Origin of the sequence: Tsukamurella sputi, assembly GCF_007858445.1 — a bacterium.
Classification (GTDB): Bacteria; Actinomycetota; Actinomycetes; order Mycobacteriales; family Mycobacteriaceae; genus Tsukamurella; species Tsukamurella sputi.
The window spans coordinates 20,252-38,217 of record NZ_VIGV01000007.1; the positions used below are offsets into that span (position 1 = coordinate 20,252).

Below are 17,966 nucleotides of genomic sequence, written 5' to 3' on the forward strand. Positions count from 1 at the left end.
ATCGTCAGGGCTCCCGATAGGAGAGCTCCCGGCGCGTGCGGGTGTCGAGCTGCGGCAGCACCAGGATGTGGGCCACGTTGCGCCAGGGCTCCAGCCGCACGAAGTTCGCCTGACCCCAGTGGTAGACCTCGCCCGAGACCTCGTCGCGCACGGGGAAGCGCTCGTGCCAGTCCATCCCGAGCGCAGGAAGATCCAGCCAGACGTTCCCCGCCTCGGCCCCGAAGGGGTTGAGGTTCACCACGACCAGTACCACGTCGCCCGTGTTCGGGTCGTGCTTGCTGTAGGCGATGAGGGCGTCGTTGTCGACCGCGTGGAAGTGCAGGTTCCGCAGCTGCTGCAGCGCCGGGTGCCGGCGGCGGATCTCGTTGAGTCGCGTGATCCACGGCTCCAGCGACTCCCCGCGGCTCTGCGCGGCCTTGAAGTCACGCGGACGCAGCTCGTACTTCTCCGAGTCGAGGTACTCCTCGCTGCCCTCGCGGACCGGGACGTGCTCGTAGAGCTCGTAGCCCGAGTACATGCCCCAGCTGGGGGACAGCGTGCAGGCGAGCGTCGCGCGGATGGCGAACATGCCCGGCCCGCCGTGCTGCAGACTCTCGTGCAGGATGTCCGGCGTGTTCACCCACAGGTTCGGCCGGCAGATGTCGGCCTTCGCGGCGTGTTCGCGGGCGAACTCCTCGAGCTCCCACTTGGCGGTGCGCCACGTGAAGTAGGTGTAACTCTGGGTGAAGCCCAGCTTGCCCAGGCCGTACATGCGGGCCGGCCGGGTGAAGGCCTCGGCCAGGAACAGGACGTTCGGGTTGACCTTCTTGACCTCCGCGATGAGCCAGTGCCAGAAGTCCGGCGGCTTGGTGTGCGGGTTGTCCACCCGGAAGATCTCGATGCCGCGTTGCACCCAGAACAAGGTGACCCGCAGCAGCTCCCGGTAGATGCCGGTGCGGTCCTCGTCGAAGTTGATCGGATAGATGTCCTGGTACTTCTTCGGCGGGTTCTCGGCGTACGCGATGGTGCCGTCCGGCAGCACGGTGAACCACTCCGGGTGCTCCCGTGCCCACGGGTGGTCCGGCGCCGCCTGGAACGCCAGGTCGAGCGCCACCTCCATGCCGAGGTCCCGCGCGCGCTGGACGAAGTAGTCGAAGTCCTCGAGTGTTCCCAGCGCGGGATGCACCGCGTCGTGCCCGCCCTCGTCGGAACCGATCGCCCACGGCACGCCCACGTCGTGCTCGTCCGGGGTGAGAGTGTTGTTGCGGCCCTTGCGGTTGAGCCTGCCGATCGGATGGATCGGCGGGAGGTAGACGATGTCGAAGCCCATGTCCGCGACGCGCGGCAGGTCCTCCGCGGCGGTGTGGAAGGTGCCGTGCACCGGCCTGCCCTCGTGGTCCCAGCCGCCGGTGGAGCGGGGGAAGAGCTCGTACCAGGAGCCGAACAGGGCGCGGGTGCGGTCCACCCACACCCGGTAGGTGCGCGACTTGGTGATGAGGTCGCGCACGGGGTACTGCTGCAGCAGCCGGGTGATGTCGGGATGCAGTGCGGCGCCCGTCCGCTCGACGAGGCTGCGGTCGCCGTCGCGCAGCGCGGCGGCCGCGGCGAGGACGGCGGCGCGGTCCCCGTCGGGCACGCCCGGCGCGGCGCGGTCGAGCAGGCGCGCCCCGAGCTCGAGGTCGTTGGCGAGTTCCGCGGGTCCCTGCCCGGCGGCGAGCTTCTTCTGCACGGCGCTGCGCCACGTGGTGGCGGGATCGGACCAGCCCTCGATCCGCAGCGACCAGTAGCCGACGAGGTCCGGTCGGAAGAGTGCGTGGAAACGGTCCGGTTCCGCGGCCGGGGACATCCGGACGTACGTCGCGGTCCCGTCCGGCGCCGTCACGACCACCGAGGCCGCCACGGCGTCGTGGCCCTCGCGCCAGACCGTCGCGGACACCGGCACGACCTCGCCGACGACCGCCTTGCCGGGGTATTGCCCGCCCGACACCACGGGCTCGATGTCGTCGATGCCGATGCGCCCTGTCACCGGGTCAACGGTAGTCGACGCGATCGGATTACGGGCGGGTACTCCGGCCCCGTCCAGGGCTCCGGGCACCCGGACCTGCGGGCTTCTCCGTCTGTGCCCGGACGGTTCCGGAACGGGGCCTCAGGACTGTGAGAGTCGCTGCAGTGCGGCCACCGCGGTGTCGCGGTTCGCGGTCTCCCAGAACGGCGGCAGGGAGGCCCGCAGGAAGCCTCCGTACCGGGCCGTTGCGAGGCGCGAGTCCAGGACGGCGACGACGCCCTTGTCGTCGGTCGAGCGCAGCAGCCGGCCGACGCCCTGGGCGAGGAGCAGCGCCGCGTGCGTGGCCGCCACTGCCATGAACCCGTTGCCCCCGCGCGATTCGACGGCGCGCTGCCGCGCGGTGAGCAGCGGATCGTCGGGGCGGGGGAAGGGGATCCGGTCGATGAGCACGAGGGAGAGCGACGGGCCGGGCACGTCCACGCCCTGCCACAGGCTGAGCGTGCCGAACAGCGAGGTCGCCGGGTCGGCGGCGAAATCGCGCACCAGCTGGCCGGTGTTCCCCTCGCCCTGGCACAGGATCGGGGTGTCCAGCCGCTCGCGCAGCGCCTCGGCGGCGGCCTTCGCCGCGCGCGTGGAGCTGAACAGTCCGAGGGTGCGTCCGCCCGCGGCGGTGATCAGGGTCTCGATCTCGTCGAGGATCGCGGGCGCGGTCCCGTCGCGGCCGGGCGGGGGCAGCTTCGTGGCCACGTAGAGGATGCCGGACTTCGTGTAGTCGAAGGGGGAGCCGACGTCGATGTGACTCCATTCGAGCTTCGCCTCGGGCTTCTTGCCGGTGGCGAGCGCAGGGTCGCGATCGGGCTCGGGCGCGCCGGAGCCGCCCGCGCGCGGCAGGCCCCACGAGCCGGCGACCGTGTCGAAGGCGCCGCCCACGGCGAGGGTCGCGGAGGTGAGCACCACCGTGGACTCGCCGAACAGCTTGGTGCGCAACAACCCGCCGACGGACAGCGGTGCGACGTACAGGGTCCGGCGGAATCCGCCGCCGCGGGTGGGGACGTCCGAGGTCCACACCACATCCCGGCGCTTGGACTCATCGGGCTCGTCGAAGGCCGTGAGCACGCGGACCGCGGTGTCGTGCACCTCGTCGAGCGCGGTGAGGGCGGCGCTGCGGGCCGCGGCGGCGTCGGAGTCGAGATTCGCGCCGCGCGCGGGACCGACGGCGGTGCGCGTCGCCCAGGCCGCGTCGCGGACGGCGGCCAAGGCGGGGCCGGCACCGTCAGGCAGGCCGAGCCAGCGCCGCGTGCCGCACTCGTCGAGGAGCCCGGTCAGGCCCTCCGACGCGGCGACGAGGGCGTCGGCGATCTCCTCCTCCACGAGCTTGCCCGCGCGCCGCGCCGCGGCCGCGACCACGGCGCCCGTCAGCTCGGCGGTGGCGACGGAGGTCACCCGGTCGACGAGCTCGTGCGCCTCGTCCACGATGACGGCGTCGTGGTCGGGCAACACCTTGACCTCGGTCATCGCGTCGATCGCGAGGAGGGCGTGGTTGGTGACCACCATGTCCACCTGGCCGGTGCGCTTGCGCGCGGCCTCGGCGAAGCAGTCCTGGCCGTAGGTGCAGTTGGTGGCGCCGAGACACTCCCGTGCGCCGACACTGACCAGCCGCCAGGACTGGTCGCTCACGGCGGGCGTCAGCTCGTCGCGGTCGCCGGTCTCGGTGTCGCTGCTCCACTCGCGCACGCGCTTCATCTCGCGGCCGAGTCGTGAGGCGGCGAAGGGGTCGAACAGCTCCTCGCTGTCGGGTTCGGAGGCGACGGAGCTGTGCAGCTTGTTCAGGCACAGGTAGTTGCCGCGTCCCTTGAGGATGGCGAACTCCGGCTCGCGGTTCAGGTCCTTCTTCAGTGCCTTCGCCAGCCGCGGCAGGTCGCGGTCCACGAGCTGCTGCTGCAGTGCGATGGTCGCGGTGCTGACGACGACCGTCTTGCCCGAGGTGACGGCGTGCCGGATCGCGGGGACGAGGTAGGCCAGCGATTTGCCGGTGCCGGTTCCGGCCTGGACGGCGAGGTGCTCGCCGGTGTCGAGGGAGTGCGCGACGGCGGCGGCCATCCGCACCTGCCCGTCCCGCTTGCTGCCGCCGAGTGCGGTGACCGCGGTGTCCAGCAGTTTCGGCACGATCGGCGGTTCAGTCACCCGGAGAGTCTACCGGCGGGAGGGGGGACGACCGCGCAGCGCGGCCCGTGTCACGGACGCTGGAAGCCCGTGCGGCCTTCAACCGGGCGCGAGGTGGTCCAGGAGGGTGCGGGTCATCGCGCCCGCCGCGGCCGACGGTGCCGCCCGGGTCGCGAGGGACAGGTTCGTCCGAGCGGACCGGGCGAGCGGGACGGTCGTCAGCCCGGCGCGGCCCGCCGCCATCGAGTCGGTGAGCACCGCGACGCCGGCGCCGTGCGACGCGAGCGCCAGCAGCGCCTCGGGGGAGTGCGCCTGGACCGCGGGTTCGACCGAGGCTCGCTCGGCCGCGCAGGTGATCTCGAGGGCGGTGCGCACGCCCGTGCCGGGCGGCAGGCACAGTACCGTCGCGCCCGCGAGATCCGCGCAGTCGACCCGGTCCCGCCCGGCCCACGGGTGCCCCGCGGGCACGGCGACCGTGAGCGGCTCGCGGAGGAGGCGGTGCATCACGAGCGCGTCCGGCAGGCGCCGGGCGTGCGCGACGAGGGCCACGTCGAGCGCGCCGCCGACGAGGTCCGCGACCAGGTCGTCCGAATTGCCCTCCACGACGTCGACGGTGACGCCGGGGTGCGCCGCGCGGAAGGCCGCGAAGCCCGCGAGGTAGCCGGGGATGGTGCAACCGATCACGGTACCGAGCCGTACGTGCCCGCGGACGACACCGGAGAGCTCGTCGGCGACGGTCCGCACGGCGTCGACGGCCGCCAGGGCCGCACGGGCGTGCGGCAGGAGAGCGATCCCCTCCGTCGTGGGCCCGACGGTGCGCCCGCGGCGGTCGAGGAGGCGGTGCCCCAGTTCGCGCTCGAGCTTGGCGACCTGCGCCGAGACGCCCGACTGTGCGACGTGCAGGTCGTCGGCGGCCGCGGTGAACGAGCCGTGCTCGGCGACGGCGACGAGGTAGCGGAGCTGGTGAAGTTCCATCACTGATGATGATACTTCTCATCGGTATCAGCTGTTGGATTTATGCGCAGCGGGGACGCAGGGTGGAGTCATGACCGAGAACATGAACCCCCGCCGCCTCGCCGAGATCTACTTCGCCTGCTGGGAGGCCAAGGATTTCGCCCCGCTCCGCTCCCATCTCGCCCCCGATTGCCGATTCGCCGGCGTCTTCGGCGTGGCCACCGGGCCCGACGAGTTCCTCGCCGGCCTCACGGGTATGGCCGGGGCCACCGATTCCCTCGCGGTACGCGCACGCGTCGCCGATGACACCGACGTCATCACCTGGTTCGACCTGGGGATGGGGGGTGCGCCCGCCACCGCGGTCGCCAACTGGACGCACGTGGAGAACGGCCTCATCACGGAGGTGAACGTGACCTTCGATCCGCGTGAGATCCTCGCCGCCTCGGCCTGACCGGCGGGCGGCTCCGGGCGACGCGGGCCGCTACGCTGGCCCGATGACCGGGACCGACGGGCGTCGCTACAGCGGCGTCAGCGCCGAGGCGCGGCGCGATGAGCGCCGCGCGCGGTTCGTCGACGCCGCGCTCACCGTCGCCGCGCGGGACGGGGTGGGTGCCGTGAGCGCCCGCTCGCTGTGTGCGGAGTCGGGTCTGCACGCCCGGTACTTCCGCGAGACCTTCGACTCGCCCGATCAGGTGCTCGCCGAGGCCTTCGACGCGATGGCCGCCTCGGTCGTGGCCGATGCCCAGGCCGCGATCTCAGCGGTGCCGGAGGGCGGCGCCGAGGGGATCGAGCGGAAGGTCCGCGCGGGTGTGCGCGCCTCCCTGGCCTCGATGAACGTCGATCCGCGCCGGGCCGTGCTCCTCATGGGCGCCGACCTGCATCCCGGGCTCCGCGCCCGGCGGGAGGCGCTGATCGACCTGCTCGCCGGAGCGATGGCGGCCCAAGCCGCGGAACTGCTCGACGACCCGCCCGATCCGCTCGACGCGCGGCTGTCGGCGCGGCTCATCGTCGTCGGAGGCATCGACCTGGCGATCGCCGCGCGCTCCGGCCGGATCGACGCCGAACCGCAGCGGATCGAGGAGATCATGGTCGCCGGAATCCTCGGGAACCGCGAGCTCACGGCCGTGCTGCGGCGACTTCGGGGGACGCCGGACTAGCCCCGGGGAAATTGTGGCTACACACTGTGGCCAGATCGGCGTACATTCGGGGCATGACCATCGCAGCCCCGCGCACCGCCGGCACCCCTGAGCGCTTCGATCGCGACCCGAAATGGGCGGCGCGGACCACGTTGCCGCTCCGGCTCCTGCAGAGCGACCGCCGGCCCTTCACCCCCGACGAGATCGAATGGGCCCGTGACGGCGTCAGCCGCGGGGACGAGCTCGGGAACCGGCTCGGGCGCGCCATGATCGACGATCGCGCCTTCTCGATGCGCGAGCTCGATGAGGCACTCGGCACCGGGGAGAGCGCCGTCCCGGTACTGAGGGAACTGCTCGACGCGACCGGACCGGCGGCGACGCCCGCATGGGTCGACTTCGACGCCTGCGCGCGCGGCGCGGCGGTGTGCCGGCGCTCCGGCTCGCTGGGCCTCGACGTCCTCGCGACGGCCTCCCTCATGACCGGGTACACCACGTCCGCAACCACGCGGCAGCTCGTCGCGACCGGCCGCCTCGTCGAGGGCGTCGACGCGCGGATCCACGAGACGACGCAGTGGTGGGCGGAGATCATCGGGGGCGCGATGCGCCCGCACGAGCAGGGCTGGCGCTCGGCCGTGAAGGTCCGCGTCGTCCACGGGCTGGCCAACACCGCGCTGCTGCGCCGCGACGATTGGGACACCGCGGAGTGGGGCATGCCCATCAACCAGTCCGACCAGCTCGGCACACTGGGCCTGTTCTCCACCACCTTCCTCATCGGCCTGCGCGCCCTGGGCATGCCGGTCTCCGCGGCGGAGGGCCGCGACGTGATGGCCCTGTGGCGCTACGTCGGCTGGCTGCTCGGCATCGACGAGCACGTCCTGCCCGTGACCGAGGGGGAGGGCCGTCGCCGCATGGTCCAGATCGGGCAGTACGCACCCGGCCCGGACGCCGATTCGGCGGTGCTCGGTCGCGCCCTGTACGGCAACTGGGGGAGGCACGACTACCCGGTGGCGCAGGCGGTGCGCCGCATCTTCCATCAGCGCTACCTGGGCAGCCTCGAGGCCGTCTTCGCGGGCCCTGCCGGCCTGCGCGACCTCGGCCTGCCCCTGGAGCTGCCGTGGGCCGTGCCGGTGGCGTGGGCGAATCACCTGCCCTTCCAGGCGGCGGCGCGCCTCTCGCCCGTCGCGCGGCGGTGGGTGACAGCGCGCGGCGAACGCCAGATCGAGACGTGGCTGCGGCGCAACCGGCGGGGCTGAGCGCGGCACGGATCCGGTTCAGGCGCCCTGGGGGTCAGCGGCGATCGCCCTGCCGATCCGCCGCACCAGGTCGGCGGCGTGCGCCATCGATCTCGCGGCGTCCGGCTCGAGGTCGGACAGGGCCCGCGCGCTGCGGAAGCCCGCGGCGCCGATCTGCTCGGGCGTGAGCGTGCTCCGCCCGGCCACCGCGACGACGGGCACGCCCGCCGCGCGCGCCGCGGCCGCGACGCCGACCGGCGCCTTGCCGTGCAGCGACTGCTCGTCCAGCGAGCCCTCGCCCGTGACCACGAGGTCCGCGACCCGGACCTTGCCGGCGAAGTCGGCGAGCTCGAGCACGATGTCGACGCCCGGTCGCGGCACCGCGCCGAGGACCGCCATCGCCCCGAAGCCCGTCCCGCCCGCGGCCCCCGCGCCGGGCGTCTCCCGGAGGTCCTCGCCGGTCGCCTCCGCCACCCGGTCCGCCCAGGTGTGCAGCGCACCGTCGAGCAGGGTGACGTCGGACGCTGCGGCGCCCTTCTGCGGCCCGTAGACCGCGGCCGCGCCGTGCGGTCCCAGGAGGGGGTTGTCGACGTCGCAGGCGAGCGTGAACCGCGCCGAGCGGGCCTCCGGGAGGAGGCCGGCGAGGTCGACGCGCGCCGCCTGCAGCAGCGCCGTCCCGCCCGGCCGCACCGGCTCACCCGCGCGGTCGGTGATGCGCACGCCCAGCGCCTGCAGCATGCCCGCGCCACCGTCGGTCGACGCGCTCCCGCCCAGACCGATCACGATCGACCGGGCGCCGTGTTCCAGGGCGTGCCGGATCACCGTCCCCAGGCCGAAGGTCGTGGCGCCCAACGCGTCCGGCACGCCGTCGGGCAGGAGCTCGAGCCCGACGGCGGACGCGAGCTCCACCACCGCGGCGTCGCCCCGGCGGGCGTACGAGGTGGTGTGCGGAACCCCCGTCGGGCCGGTGGTGTCCAGGGGGACCCGCTCCCAGCCCGCGGCCACGGCGGCGTCGACGGTGCCGTCGCCGCCGTCGGCGATCGGGGCGCGCACGCACACCCAGTCCGGGGCCACGTCCGCGATGCCGAGGGCCAGCGCCTCCGCGACACCGGCCGCGGAGAGCGAACCCTTGAACTTGTCGGGCGCGAGCAGCACCGTCGTCATGTCGTCCACCTAGTCCAGGAGCAGGAGCGCGGTGGGCGCGTCGGCGCCGACGGACGCGAGGTCCTCGAACTCGGCGACGTTGTCGAGTTCGGTGCCCATCGCGATGTTGGTGATGCGCTCCAGGAAGATCTCGACGACCACGGGAACCTTGTGCTCGCGCGCCGTCTTCTGCGCCCGTACCAGGGTAGCCGCGATGTCGGCGGGATCGGTGACCCGCAGCGCCTTGCAGCCCAGTCCCTCCGCGACCTTCACGTGGTCGACGCCGTAGCCCTTGGGGGCCGGCGGCATGGGGTCGGAGCCGCTGTCAGTGGAGGCGTCGCCGTGGGTGTCGCTGGTATCGGCGTTGATGTTGTCGAAGCCCAGCTGCACCTGGAAGTCCATGTCGAAGGCGCGCTGCGCCTGCCGGATCAGGCCGAGGTACGAGTTGTTCACCACGACATGAACGTAGGGCAGGTTGAACTGGGCCGCGACCGCGAGTTCCTCGATCATGAACTGGAAGTCGTAGTCGCCCGACAGTGCCACCACGTCCGCCGACGGATCGGCCTTGGCCACGCCCAGTGCGGCGGGGATGGTCCAGCCGAGCGGGCCCGCCTGGCCGCAGTTGATCCAGTGGCGCGGCTTGAAGACGTGCAGGAACTGCCCGCCCGCGATCTGCGACAGTCCGATGGTGCTGACGTACCGCGTATCCCGCCCGAAGACCTTGTTCATCTCCTCGTACACCCGCTGCGGCTTCACCGGGATGTCGTCGAAGTGGGTGCGGCGCTGCATGGTCCGCTTGCGCTCGGCGCAGGATTCGACCCACGCCGAGCGATCCGCGAGGGCGCCCGCGGACCTGCGCTCGCGGGCGATCTCCACGAGCTGATCGAGCGCGGCCCCGGCGTCGGAGACGATGCTGTAATCGGGGGCGAAGACCCGGCCGATCTGCGTCGGGTCGATGTCGATGTGCACGAACGTGCGGCCCGCGCGGTAGACGTCGAGGCCGCCGGTGTGCCGGTTCGCCCAGCGGTTGCCGATGCCCAGCACGAAGTCCGAGGCGAGCATCGTCGCGTTGCCGTAGCGATGCGCGGTCTGCAGGCCGACCATGCCGGCCGCCAGGCGGTGGTCGTCCGGGATCGTGCCCCAGCCCATGAGGGTGGGGATCACCGGGACGTCCAGCAGCTCGGCCAGTTCCACCAGCTTCTCGGAGGCGTCGGCGTTGATGATGCCCCCGCCGGCCACGATGAGGGGGCGCTCGGCGGCGGCGAGCATGTCGAGCGCCTTCTCGGCCTGGGCCCGGGTCGCGGCGGGCTTGTGCACGGGGAGCGGGGTGTAGGTGTCCGGGTCGAACTCGATCTCGGCGAGCTGCACGTCGATGGGCAGATCGATGAGGACGGGGCCGGGCCGACCCGAACGCATGAGGTGGAAGGCCTGCGCGAAGACGCCGGGAACCTGCGCGGGCTCGAGCACGGTGACCGCCATCTTGGTGACGGGCTTCGCGATCGAGGCGATGTCGACGGCCTGGAAGTCCTCCTTGTGCAGCCGGGCCACGGGTGCCTGCCCGGTGATCGCGAGGATCGGGATGGAATCGGCCATGGCGGAGTACAGGCCGGTGACCATGTCGGTGCCCGCAGGGCCGGAGGTACCGATGCAGACGCCGATGTTGCCGGCCTCCGCCCGGGTGTACCCCTCCGCCATGTGCGAGGCGCCTTCGACGTGGCGGGCCAGCACGTGGCCGATGCCGCCGTGCGCGCGCATCGCGGCGTAGAAGGGGTTGATGGCGGCGCCCGGAACGCCGAACGCCTGAGTGGCGCCCTCGAGCTCCATGATCTTGACCGCTGCTTCGGCGGCACGCATACGGGCCATGTCAGTTCTCCAATGGGTCGTCTGGTTACGAGGTCCGGCCGGACAGGCGCTCGACGCCGCGCAGCAGCGCGGAGTGGTCGAGCGGGCCGTCGCCGTTGGCGCGGGCGGAGGCCATGAGCTGGGCGACGAGGCCGCCGAGCGGTGCGACGACGCCGGCCTCGCGGGCGGCGGCGGTGACGATGCCGAGATCTTTGTAGTGCAGCTCGATCCGGAAGCCGGGCTCGAACTCGCGGTCCAGCATCTTCTGCGCCTTCTGGTTCAGGACGGCGGAGCCGGCGAGGCCGCCGCCGAGCACCCGGACCGCCGCGGCGGTGTCCACGCCGTAGGCCTCGAGGAAGATGATCGCCTCGGCCAGCAGCTGGATGTTGCCGGCCACGATGAGCTGGTTGGCGGCCTTGACCGTCTGGCCCGAGCCGTTGGGGCCGACGTGCACGATGGTCTTGCCGACCACGTCCAGCACCGGCTTCGCCGCGGCGAAGTCCTCGGGCGAGCCGCCGACCATGATCGAGAGCGCCGCGTTCACCGCGCCCGCCTCACCGCCGGAGACGGGGGCGTCGATCAGCCGGAATCCGCGGTCGCGGGCCTGCTCAGCGAGGTCGGTCGTCACGTCGGGCCGGATGCTGGAGAAGTCGATGATCAGCGCGCCCGCGGGGGCGTTGTCGAAGACGCCGCCGTCACCCGCCAGCACAGCCTGTACGTCGGGGGAGTCCGGCACCATGACGGCGATGACCTCGGCGTCGGCCACCGCGTCGGCGATCGACGCGGCGGCGCGGCCGCCCGCGTCGACGAGGGGCTTGGCCCGCTCGGGCGTGCGGTTGAAACCGGCGACGGTGTGGCCGGCGTTCGCGAGGTGGACGGCCATGGGGCTGCCCATGATGCCGAGTCCGATGAAGGCGATGTTCGTCATTGTCGAGTCCTTGTCGGGTCGTCGATCGAGAGGGTCACGGGGTGGGCGGTCAGGAGGCGGCCGTGATGCGGGCGGAGCGCTGCTCGCGGGGAAGCCAGGCGAAGGGATCGTCCTGGGTCTGCTTGTACTCCAGGCTGATCGGACCGCGGTAGCCGACGCGGGTGAGGTGCGCCAGGTGGCCGTCGAGGTCGAGCGTGCCGGTGCCGGGTTCCCCGCGGCCGGGGTCGTCGGCGATCTGCACGTGGCCGATCAGGTCCGCGTAGGCGTCGATCGCGGCGGTGACGTCGTCACCGTTGACCTGCAGGTGGTACAGGTCGGCGAGCAGCCGGAGGGAGTCGACACCGGACTGCTCCCGGACGCGGTCGATCACGGCGACGGCGTCCGCCGCGGTGAGCAGCGGGTAGCGCGGCGCGCCGCTCACCGGCTCGATCAGGACGATGGCGTCCATGGCGGCCGCGGCGCGCCCGGCGGCGGCGAGGTTCTCGGTGGCCACCGCGTCCTGCTCGGCCGGGTCGACGCCGTCGATCCGGTTGCCGTACAGCGCGTTGAAGGCACGGGTTCCCAGGCGCTCGCCGATGCCGAGGGTGACGTCGATGTTGTCGCGGAACTCCGTGACGCGGGCCGGATCGGAGAGGAGGCCGCGCTCGCCGCCCGGCATGTCGCCGGCGGCGAAGTTGAGCCCGGTCAGCTGTACACCCGCGTCCTCGACGGCGGTGACGAAGGCGTCGACTTGCCGGTCACTGGGCACGGACGTCGGGAAGGGCCACCAGAACTCGACCGCTTCGAAGCCGGCCTCGCGGGCCACGCGAGGGCGCTCGAAGATCGGGGTGTCGGCCAGGAGGATCGAGCAGTTGACCGTGTACTGGGCGGGGGCGTTCGCGTTCATGAGGACTCCTTCGTCAGGCAGGACGTACGGGCGATGCAGGTTCTGGCGAGGTCCGATACGACCTGCAAGCTTTCGCCTGTTGGAAAAATCATTTCCGTACTATGGAATTGTGGCATGTGATGGTAGTCACGTCAAGGGGTTCCGGAAAGACGAGAGCCGGAGTGCGTGGTGCACCCCGGCTCCGGTCGAGACGTACGGCCGTCGGCCGTCGATGCGGCTTCTCAGTCGCGCTTCGGGATCGGGTTGCCGCGCTCGTCCCGCGCGGCGGCGAAGACGGAGACGTCGGGGCGGTTGCCCGCCTTGATCTCGTTGAACAGGATGTTGAGCAGCACGGCGACCACGGCGGCGGCGCTGATGCCCGAGTGCATGATCGTGCCGACGGCGGTCGGGAAGGCGTCCCAGAACTTCGGTGCCGCCACCGGGATCATCCCCATGCTCAGGGAGACCGCCACAATCACCATGTTGAGGTTCCCGTCGAAGTCCACCCGCGAGAGCGTCTTGATGCCGCTCGCCGCCACCGAGCCGAACAGCACGATGCCGGCGCCGCCGAGGACGGGGTACGGGATCGCGGCGATGACACGGCCGACCACGGGCAGGAGGCCGAGGACGGCGAGGATGCCGCCGCCCATGGCCACGACGTACCGGCTCTTGATCCCCGTGAGCGCCACGAGGCCGACGTTCTGCGCGAACGCGCTGCACGGGAAGGCGCTGAACGCGGGAGCGACGGTGGTGGAGAACATGTCGGCGCGCAGACCGGCGGCGACGCGCTTGGCATCCACCGGGGTGTCCACGATCTCACCGATGGCGAGGATGTCGGCGGTGGTCTCCGTCATGATCACCAGGATCACGATGGTCATCGAGATGATCGCGCCGATCTGGAAGGTCGGCGTGCCGAAGTGCATCACGGGCGGCAGCGCGAAGACCGGGCCGTTGCCGACGCGGGAGAAGTCGACCTTGCCGAAGCAGGCCGCGATGCCGGTACCGACGACGATGCCGATGAGGATCGAGAGCCGGGAGACCGCGCCCTGGAAGAGCCGGCTGATCACCAGGATGATGAGGAGCGTGAGTCCGGCGAGGCCGATATTGGCCATCGAGCCCAGATCCTTGGCGCCCGCGCCGCCCATCGACCAGGTGAAGGTGGTGGGGAGCAGCGACAGCCCGATGACGGTGATGATGGTGCCCGTCACGACCGGCGGGAAGAACCGGATCAGCCGGGCGAAGATCGTCGAGAGCGCCAGTCCGATGAGGCCCGCGACGATGATCGCACCGAAGATGGGACGCACGCCGCCGTCCCTGGCGATGGCCGTCATCGTCGAGACGCTCGCGAACGAGAGCCCCTGCACGATCGGGAGGCGCGCCCCGAAGGGCCCGACGCCGATGGTCTGGAGGATCGTCGCCAGGCCGCTGACGAAGAGGCCGGCGGTGACCAGCAGGCCCATGTCGGTGGCGGACAGTCCGGCCGCGCCGCCCACGATCAAGGGGGGAGCGATCACGCCTCCGTACATCGTGAGGATGTGCTGGAGACCGTAGATGAAAGTGCGTCCGAGGGGGAGCTTCTCGTCCTCGGGCCGTTCGACCGCGGCGGTGGAGGTGGCCATTTCTCGTCGCCTACCTAGCAGAATCCGGGGACGCCGTGCCACGCCGAGCCGGCATCGGAGGCCTCGTCGCGTACGACGCTCGCCTCGATCAGGCCGTACGGGCGGTCCGCCGCGATGAACACCTCGCCGGGGTTCTCGACGCCGAAGGGCGCCAGATCCACGAGGAAGTGGTGCTTGTTGGGCGCCGAGAACTTGATCTCCGCGACCTCGGGATGCTGCTCCAGCACTGCCTCGCCCATGCCGTACAGGGTCTGCTGCAGGGCCTTGCTGTGGATCTCGGCGAAGCGCTGCAACATGATCGCGCGGATCGAGTCGAAGGACTTGTCCCAGTCCACCTCGGTGTGGTCGTAGCGCCACTTGGCGACGAGGGAGGTGGCGAGGATCCGGTCGTCGGTCTCCTGCAGCGTCGTGTACTTGTCCTTGAGGAAGCCGTGGAACTCGGAGCCCGTGGACTTGAGCAGCGTCAGATCGTGGATGCCGGAGACGACGTGGGCGCGACGATCCGCACCCCGGCCGTCGACGTTGACGATCGTGGACCGGACGCCGCCGCCGGAGCGTACGAAGGCGTGGTCGTGGCCGGCACCGTCGACCTGGATGCGGTCCCACGGGTACTCGTGCACCTCGATGCGCGCGCCGTCGGCCTTCGGGGTGGAGTCGATGAAGTGGCCGCCGAGCGTGAGGGCGTAGTCCTCGATGGCGCCGATCCCCTTCTCCTTGGCGAAGGCGAAGGCGGTGTTCTTCTGGGTGTCGGTGGGCAGCACGGCGCCCTGGTCTCCGCTGATGTGCGCGTCGGAGAAGTCGCCGCGCAGCGCCGAGGAGACGTTGAGGTCACGGATCGTGTGCCGGGCGGTGTCGCGGTAGATCCGCACCACGCGGTTCTCCGCCTTGCCGTACTGGTTGGGGCCCAAGTGGATCGCCATGGTGGTCAGCTTCCTTTGTAGGTGGAGTAGTGGAACGGGCTGAGGAGCAGTGGGACGTGGTGGTGGGGGACGGAGCCGCCCTCCGCCCTGAGGTTGAAGACGATGGAGACCTCGGGGAAGAAGTTCTCCTGGCCGGTGGCGGCCGCGTACCGGCCGGTGTCGAAGGTCAGGCGGTAGACCCCGGCCGCGAGGTCGTCCGGACCGAGGTCGCGGATCCGGCCGTCGTCGTCGGTGACGCCCTGCGCGACCGGGTCGACGGTGCCGTCGGGGCCCAGGCGCTCCATCCGGATCGGGACGCCGGCGGCGGGCACGCCGCGCGCGGTGTCGAGGACGTGGGTGGTGACGGTGCTCATGAACGCCTCTCTGCGAGTTCGTCTTCCAGTTCGAGTACGCGCGCCAGGCGGCGCAGGGCGATCCCGCGCAGCTCGGCCGCCACCTCGGCGGCTTCCGCCTCGGGGGTGTTCTCGAGGCGCCGATGCAGCTGGGCCAGCACGGTCTTCGCGTCAAGCCCCGCCGCGTTGATGAGGAAGACGCGGTCGAACCGGTCCTCGTAGGCGCGGTTCCCGGCGACGAGCTCGGCCTGGGTCCGGGCATCGGTGGCGACGCCCGCCTGCTCCTTGCGCGACCAGGCGGCCTCGGTCGAGGCGCCCGCGGCGCGTTCGCCGATCCGCGGGTGCGCCGCGAGCGCGCGGTCCACGTCGTCGGGGGTGAACTCCAGGGCTGCGGTGCCGGCCACGCGCAGGGCGTCGGAGGCGTCGGCGTACGGGCGCCCGGCGAGGACCGCATCGCTCCACGAGCGGACGTCGCAGCACGCGAGTAGAGTCGCCCGAATATCGGCCTCAGGCGCCGAGTTGAAGTCTTCGAGGTCCATCTGACCTGCCTTCTTTCGGTCTGCGGAAGAAGTTTTCCACTCATCGAAGAATGACATGTGATCTGAGTCACGTCAACAGTTTGTTGAAAATTCGTCGGGGTTACGATGCGGACATGCGTCTGACCGCGGAATTCACCAGCGAGCCCTTCGAGGGTGAGGGGGCGGTGCCCTCGCATGCCGAGCGGGCCGTGGAGGTGCTCCGGGCTCGGAGGCTCGAGCATGATTTCGGCCCGCTCGGCACGTCGGTGGAGGGGGAGGCGGGCGCGGTGCTCGATGCTTTGCGTGAGGCGCTGGCCGGGGCCTTCGCGGGCGGCGCCACACGTATCACCGTGCAGATCGACCGCGCCGATGACTGAGCCGGCACCCCACTCCGGGGTCGACCATCCGCTGGTGGAGGCCGTCCGCGAGCTCGTCGCCCGGCTCGACGGAGAGATCGTCGAACCGGATGCCCGGCGGCCCGGTGACGTTCCGCTGGTGTGGGACGGGAAGGTCGTCGCCGCAGTCCGTCTCCCGGCGGTCGAGCCGACGGCGGGGGACTTGGACTCCCTGCTGGCGAACCTCGCGGTCGAGCTCGGCTCGCCGTTGGGTGAGCTCGACCGGGCCGCGAAGCAGCGTGCGGTGCGCCTGCTGGAGGAGCGCGGCGCGTTCGCCTACCGCAAGTCGGCGGAGGCGGTGGCCGAGGCGCTCGGCGTGACCCGGTTCACGGTGTACAACTACCTCAATCGGGTTCGCGGCTGAGCCCGGCGAGCGAGCGGACGGCAGCGTCGGCGTCGTCCGGCGTGATCACGCCGATCAGTGCCCGGTAGGCCAGGCCGTCCGCGGCGGCGAGCAGCAGGCGTGCACGCCCGCGGTCGCCGTCGAGCAGTTCGGTCACGAGATCCTCGGTGCCCCGGAGCGCCTCGTCGACGATCGCACGGAGACCCGGGTCGGTGACGGCCTCGGCGAGATAGGCGTACCAGACCTTCGCGCCGAGCCGGCGCGTCCCGTCGCGGGGGATCGCGTGCGTGAGCAGCATGAGCAGCGCTTCGCGGCGGTCCTCGGGAACGGGGTTCGACGTCCCTGCGAGGGCGAGGTACGAGGTCAGTGCGTGCGCGACGATCGCCTCGCGAGTGGGGAAGTAGTGCTGGACCCGTCCCATCGAGATCCCGCCGCGCGCGGCGATGGAGCGCAGGGTCACGGCCGCGACGCCGTCCTCCGCGATGATCGCCCACACGGCACGGTCGATCTCCGCGCGGCGCTGTTCGTGGTCGACCTTCTTCGGCACCCGCCGATCGTAGCAATGCACACGCATCGCGACGTTGATACGATGCATATGCATTGCCAAGGAGGTGTGTGATGGGACGACGGATCCGCCGAGCGGTGGCGATCGGGCTGGCGGCGATGGTGGTGCTCGGCGCCGCGGGCGCGTACCTGGTGCGCGACCCGAGCCCCGTCGGCTACTGGCGGTCGGCGGGCGCGCGCGAGACGTACCTGTCCCGGTACGACCGCGCCTTCCGTGACCTGCCCGCGCCGACCGCGACCCGCGACGTGCGCACCGGCTACGGCATCGTCCGCGCCTACCGGTTCGGCGAGCCCGTGCCCGGCACGGCGCCGGTGGTCCTCGTCCCGGGCCGGTCCTCGGGCGTGCCGATGTGGGCGGACGTGCTCGCCCGCCTCGGCGGCCGGGAGGTCTACGCCCTCGACGCGCTGGGGGACGCCGGGATGAGCGTGCAGGATCGGCCGTTCGCCGGCCCTGAGGATCAGGCGGACTGGCTCGCGGAGGCGCTGGCCGGCCTCGGGCTCGGCCGCGTGCACCTCGTCGGGCACTCGTTCGGCGCGTGGAGCGCCGCGAACCTCGCCGTCCGGTTCCCGGAGCGGGTCGCCACGCTCACGCTGTGGGAGCCGATCCTCGTCTTCGCGGGCCTGCGCTGGCAGATGTACGTCTCCACGTTGCCCTCGGCGCTGCCCTTCCTGCCCGAATCCTGGCGGCGGAAGGGACTCGCGTCGATCGGCGGAGCCGACGGGGCCGACACCGGAGAGAGCCCGATCGGCGCCATGATCGACGCCGGGGCGGCCGGGTACCGCGCTGCGCTCCCGACGCCGGTGCAGCCCGACGACGCCGCGCTCGCGCGGCTCACGATGCCCGTCTTCGTCGGACTCGGCGGCAGGAGCGCCGTCACCGACACCGAGGCGGCCGCGGCGCGGGCGCGCACGCTGCCGAACGCGACGGTCCGCGTGTGGCCCGACGGGACGCACTCCCTGCCGATGCAGTACCCCGACGCACTGCACGAGGATCTGGAGGCGCTCCTCGCGCGGCGCCCGGGCTGAAC

The 17,966-nt window shown here is 71.8% G+C and carries 18 protein-coding genes; 6 read left to right on the top strand and 12 right to left on the bottom strand.

The features are described 5' to 3' along the window. Positions 1–4 precede the first annotated feature (4 nt). The 3 genes from FK268_RS18160 to FK268_RS18170 all read right to left on the bottom strand — a co-directional run bounded on the left by FK268_RS18160 (position 5) and on the right by FK268_RS18170 (position 5,122). Positions 5–2,005, bottom strand: a complete 2,001-nt coding sequence (locus FK268_RS18160; protein ID WP_146436629.1) for an alpha-1,4-glucan--maltose-1-phosphate maltosyltransferase — start codon at positions 2,003–2,005, stop codon at positions 5–7. 120 nt (positions 2,006–2,125) lie between these two features. Next, complete coding sequence (locus tag FK268_RS18165; protein WP_146436631.1) at positions 2,126–4,168, bottom strand: ATP-dependent DNA helicase; 2,043 nt, start codon at positions 4,166–4,168, stop codon at positions 2,126–2,128. Between the two features lie 78 nt (positions 4,169–4,246). Beyond that, the gene (locus tag FK268_RS18170) at positions 4,247–5,122 is read right to left on the bottom strand and encodes a LysR family transcriptional regulator (RefSeq protein WP_146436633.1); all 876 of its coding nucleotides are present in this window, start codon (positions 5,120–5,122) and stop codon (positions 4,247–4,249) included. 70 nt (positions 5,123–5,192) lie between these two features. Here FK268_RS18170 and FK268_RS18175 point away from each other — a divergent pair, with 70 nt between their 5' ends. The 3 genes from FK268_RS18175 to FK268_RS18185 are packed head-to-tail and all read left to right on the top strand — an operon-like array spanning position 5,193 to position 7,490. Further along, positions 5,193–5,552 (top strand): nuclear transport factor 2 family protein, encoded by a 360-nt coding sequence (locus FK268_RS18175; protein ID WP_146436635.1) that lies wholly within the window; start codon positions 5,193–5,195, stop codon positions 5,550–5,552. 43 nt (positions 5,553–5,595) lie between these two features. After that, positions 5,596–6,258 (top strand): TetR/AcrR family transcriptional regulator, encoded by a 663-nt coding sequence (locus FK268_RS18180; protein WP_146436637.1) that lies wholly within the window; start codon positions 5,596–5,598, stop codon positions 6,256–6,258. Between the two features lie 53 nt (positions 6,259–6,311). Then, positions 6,312–7,490: an oxygenase MpaB family protein gene (locus FK268_RS18185; RefSeq protein WP_146436639.1), complete on the top strand. Its 1,179-nt coding sequence runs from the start codon at positions 6,312–6,314 to the stop codon at positions 7,488–7,490. A gap of 18 nt (positions 7,491–7,508) precedes the next feature. Here the strand turns inward: FK268_RS18185 and FK268_RS18190 are convergent, their stop codons facing one another. The 8 genes from FK268_RS18190 to uraD all read right to left on the bottom strand — a co-directional run bounded on the left by FK268_RS18190 (position 7,509) and on the right by uraD (position 15,657). After that, the gene (locus FK268_RS18190; RefSeq protein WP_146436641.1) at positions 7,509–8,633 is read right to left on the bottom strand and encodes a glycerate kinase; all 1,125 of its coding nucleotides are present in this window, start codon (positions 8,631–8,633) and stop codon (positions 7,509–7,511) included. 9 nt (positions 8,634–8,642) lie between these two features. Continuing rightward, on the bottom strand, positions 8,643–10,475 hold the full coding sequence (gcl, locus tag FK268_RS18195) for a glyoxylate carboligase (protein ID WP_146436643.1): 1,833 nt from the start codon (positions 10,473–10,475) through the stop codon (positions 8,643–8,645). A 25-nt stretch (positions 10,476–10,500) separates the two neighbouring features. Next, complete coding sequence (locus FK268_RS18200) at positions 10,501–11,382, bottom strand: 2-hydroxy-3-oxopropionate reductase (protein WP_146436645.1); 882 nt, start codon at positions 11,380–11,382, stop codon at positions 10,501–10,503. A 49-nt stretch (positions 11,383–11,431) separates the two neighbouring features. Then, a complete protein-coding gene (locus FK268_RS18205; RefSeq protein WP_146436646.1) occupies positions 11,432–12,268 on the bottom strand; it encodes a hydroxypyruvate isomerase family protein in 837 nt (278 codons plus the stop codon). Between the two features lie 221 nt (positions 12,269–12,489). After that, the gene (locus FK268_RS18210; protein WP_146436648.1) at positions 12,490–13,866 is read right to left on the bottom strand and encodes a nucleobase:cation symporter-2 family protein; all 1,377 of its coding nucleotides are present in this window, start codon (positions 13,864–13,866) and stop codon (positions 12,490–12,492) included. A gap of 14 nt (positions 13,867–13,880) precedes the next feature. Continuing rightward, positions 13,881–14,786: a factor-independent urate hydroxylase gene (pucL, locus tag FK268_RS18215; protein ID WP_146436650.1), complete on the bottom strand. Its 906-nt coding sequence runs from the start codon at positions 14,784–14,786 to the stop codon at positions 13,881–13,883. Between the two features lie 5 nt (positions 14,787–14,791). Next, the gene (gene uraH / locus FK268_RS18220; RefSeq protein WP_146436652.1) at positions 14,792–15,139 is read right to left on the bottom strand and encodes a hydroxyisourate hydrolase; all 348 of its coding nucleotides are present in this window, start codon (positions 15,137–15,139) and stop codon (positions 14,792–14,794) included. After that, on the bottom strand, positions 15,136–15,657 hold the full coding sequence (gene uraD, locus FK268_RS18225; protein ID WP_146436654.1) for a 2-oxo-4-hydroxy-4-carboxy-5-ureidoimidazoline decarboxylase: 522 nt from the start codon (positions 15,655–15,657) through the stop codon (positions 15,136–15,138). Before uraD ends, uraH begins: the two co-directional genes overlap by 4 nt. Before the next feature lie 113 nt (positions 15,658–15,770). Between uraD and FK268_RS18230 the strand changes: the two genes are divergently transcribed. Both FK268_RS18230 and FK268_RS18235 read left to right on the top strand, forming a co-directional pair. After that, positions 15,771–16,013 (top strand): thiamine-binding protein, encoded by a 243-nt coding sequence (locus tag FK268_RS18230; protein WP_146436656.1) that lies wholly within the window; start codon positions 15,771–15,773, stop codon positions 16,011–16,013. Continuing rightward, on the top strand, positions 16,006–16,395 hold the full coding sequence (locus tag FK268_RS18235) for a helix-turn-helix domain-containing protein (protein ID WP_146436658.1): 390 nt from the start codon (positions 16,006–16,008) through the stop codon (positions 16,393–16,395). Before FK268_RS18230 ends, FK268_RS18235 begins: the two co-directional genes overlap by 8 nt. Here FK268_RS18235 and FK268_RS18240 read toward each other — a convergent pair. Continuing rightward, a complete protein-coding gene (locus FK268_RS18240) occupies positions 16,376–16,921 on the bottom strand; it encodes a TetR/AcrR family transcriptional regulator (RefSeq protein WP_158636150.1) in 546 nt (181 codons plus the stop codon). The two genes, FK268_RS18235 and FK268_RS18240, sit on opposite strands and share 20 nt — an antisense overlap. A 71-nt stretch (positions 16,922–16,992) precedes the next feature. Between FK268_RS18240 and FK268_RS18245 the strand changes: the two genes are divergently transcribed. Continuing rightward, positions 16,993–17,964 carry an alpha/beta fold hydrolase gene (locus FK268_RS18245; RefSeq protein ID WP_146436662.1) on the top strand — a complete coding sequence of 324 codons (972 nt, stop codon included), beginning with the start codon at positions 16,993–16,995 and terminating at the stop codon, positions 17,962–17,964. Positions 17,965–17,966: the final 2 nt, after the last annotated feature.

What these genes read in the sequence shown, in the direction of transcription:
- FK268_RS18170 (WP_146436633.1), bottom strand. Translation starts at nt 5,122, where the DNA reads ATGGAACTTCACCAGCTCCGCTACCTCGTCGCCGTCGCCGAGCACGGC.
- FK268_RS18175 (WP_146436635.1), top strand. Translation starts at nt 5,193, where the DNA reads ATGACCGAGAACATGAACCCCCGCCGCCTCGCCGAGATCTACTTCGCC.
- FK268_RS18180 (WP_146436637.1), top strand. Translation starts at nt 5,596, where the DNA reads ATGACCGGGACCGACGGGCGTCGCTACAGCGGCGTCAGCGCCGAGGCG.
- FK268_RS18185 (WP_146436639.1), top strand. Translation starts at nt 6,312, where the DNA reads ATGACCATCGCAGCCCCGCGCACCGCCGGCACCCCTGAGCGCTTCGAT.
- FK268_RS18190 (WP_146436641.1), bottom strand. Translation starts at nt 8,633, where the DNA reads ATGACGACGGTGCTGCTCGCGCCCGACAAGTTCAAGGGTTCGCTCTCC.
- gcl (WP_146436643.1), bottom strand. Translation starts at nt 10,475, where the DNA reads ATGGCCCGTATGCGTGCCGCCGAAGCAGCGGTCAAGATCATGGAGCTC.
- FK268_RS18200 (WP_146436645.1), bottom strand. Translation starts at nt 11,382, where the DNA reads ATGACGAACATCGCCTTCATCGGACTCGGCATCATGGGCAGCCCCATG.
- FK268_RS18205 (WP_146436646.1), bottom strand. Translation starts at nt 12,268, where the DNA reads ATGAACGCGAACGCCCCCGCCCAGTACACGGTCAACTGCTCGATCCTC.
- FK268_RS18210 (WP_146436648.1), bottom strand. Translation starts at nt 13,866, where the DNA reads ATGGCCACCTCCACCGCCGCGGTCGAACGGCCCGAGGACGAGAAGCTC.
- pucL (WP_146436650.1), bottom strand. Translation starts at nt 14,786, where the DNA reads ATGGCGATCCACTTGGGCCCCAACCAGTACGGCAAGGCGGAGAACCGC.
- uraH (WP_146436652.1), bottom strand. Translation starts at nt 15,139, where the DNA reads ATGAGCACCGTCACCACCCACGTCCTCGACACCGCGCGCGGCGTGCCC.
- uraD (WP_146436654.1), bottom strand. Translation starts at nt 15,657, where the DNA reads ATGGACCTCGAAGACTTCAACTCGGCGCCTGAGGCCGATATTCGGGCG.
- FK268_RS18230 (WP_146436656.1), top strand. Translation starts at nt 15,771, where the DNA reads ATGCGTCTGACCGCGGAATTCACCAGCGAGCCCTTCGAGGGTGAGGGG.
- FK268_RS18235 (WP_146436658.1), top strand. Translation starts at nt 16,006, where the DNA reads ATGACTGAGCCGGCACCCCACTCCGGGGTCGACCATCCGCTGGTGGAG.
- FK268_RS18245 (WP_146436662.1), top strand. Translation starts at nt 16,993, where the DNA reads ATGGGACGACGGATCCGCCGAGCGGTGGCGATCGGGCTGGCGGCGATG.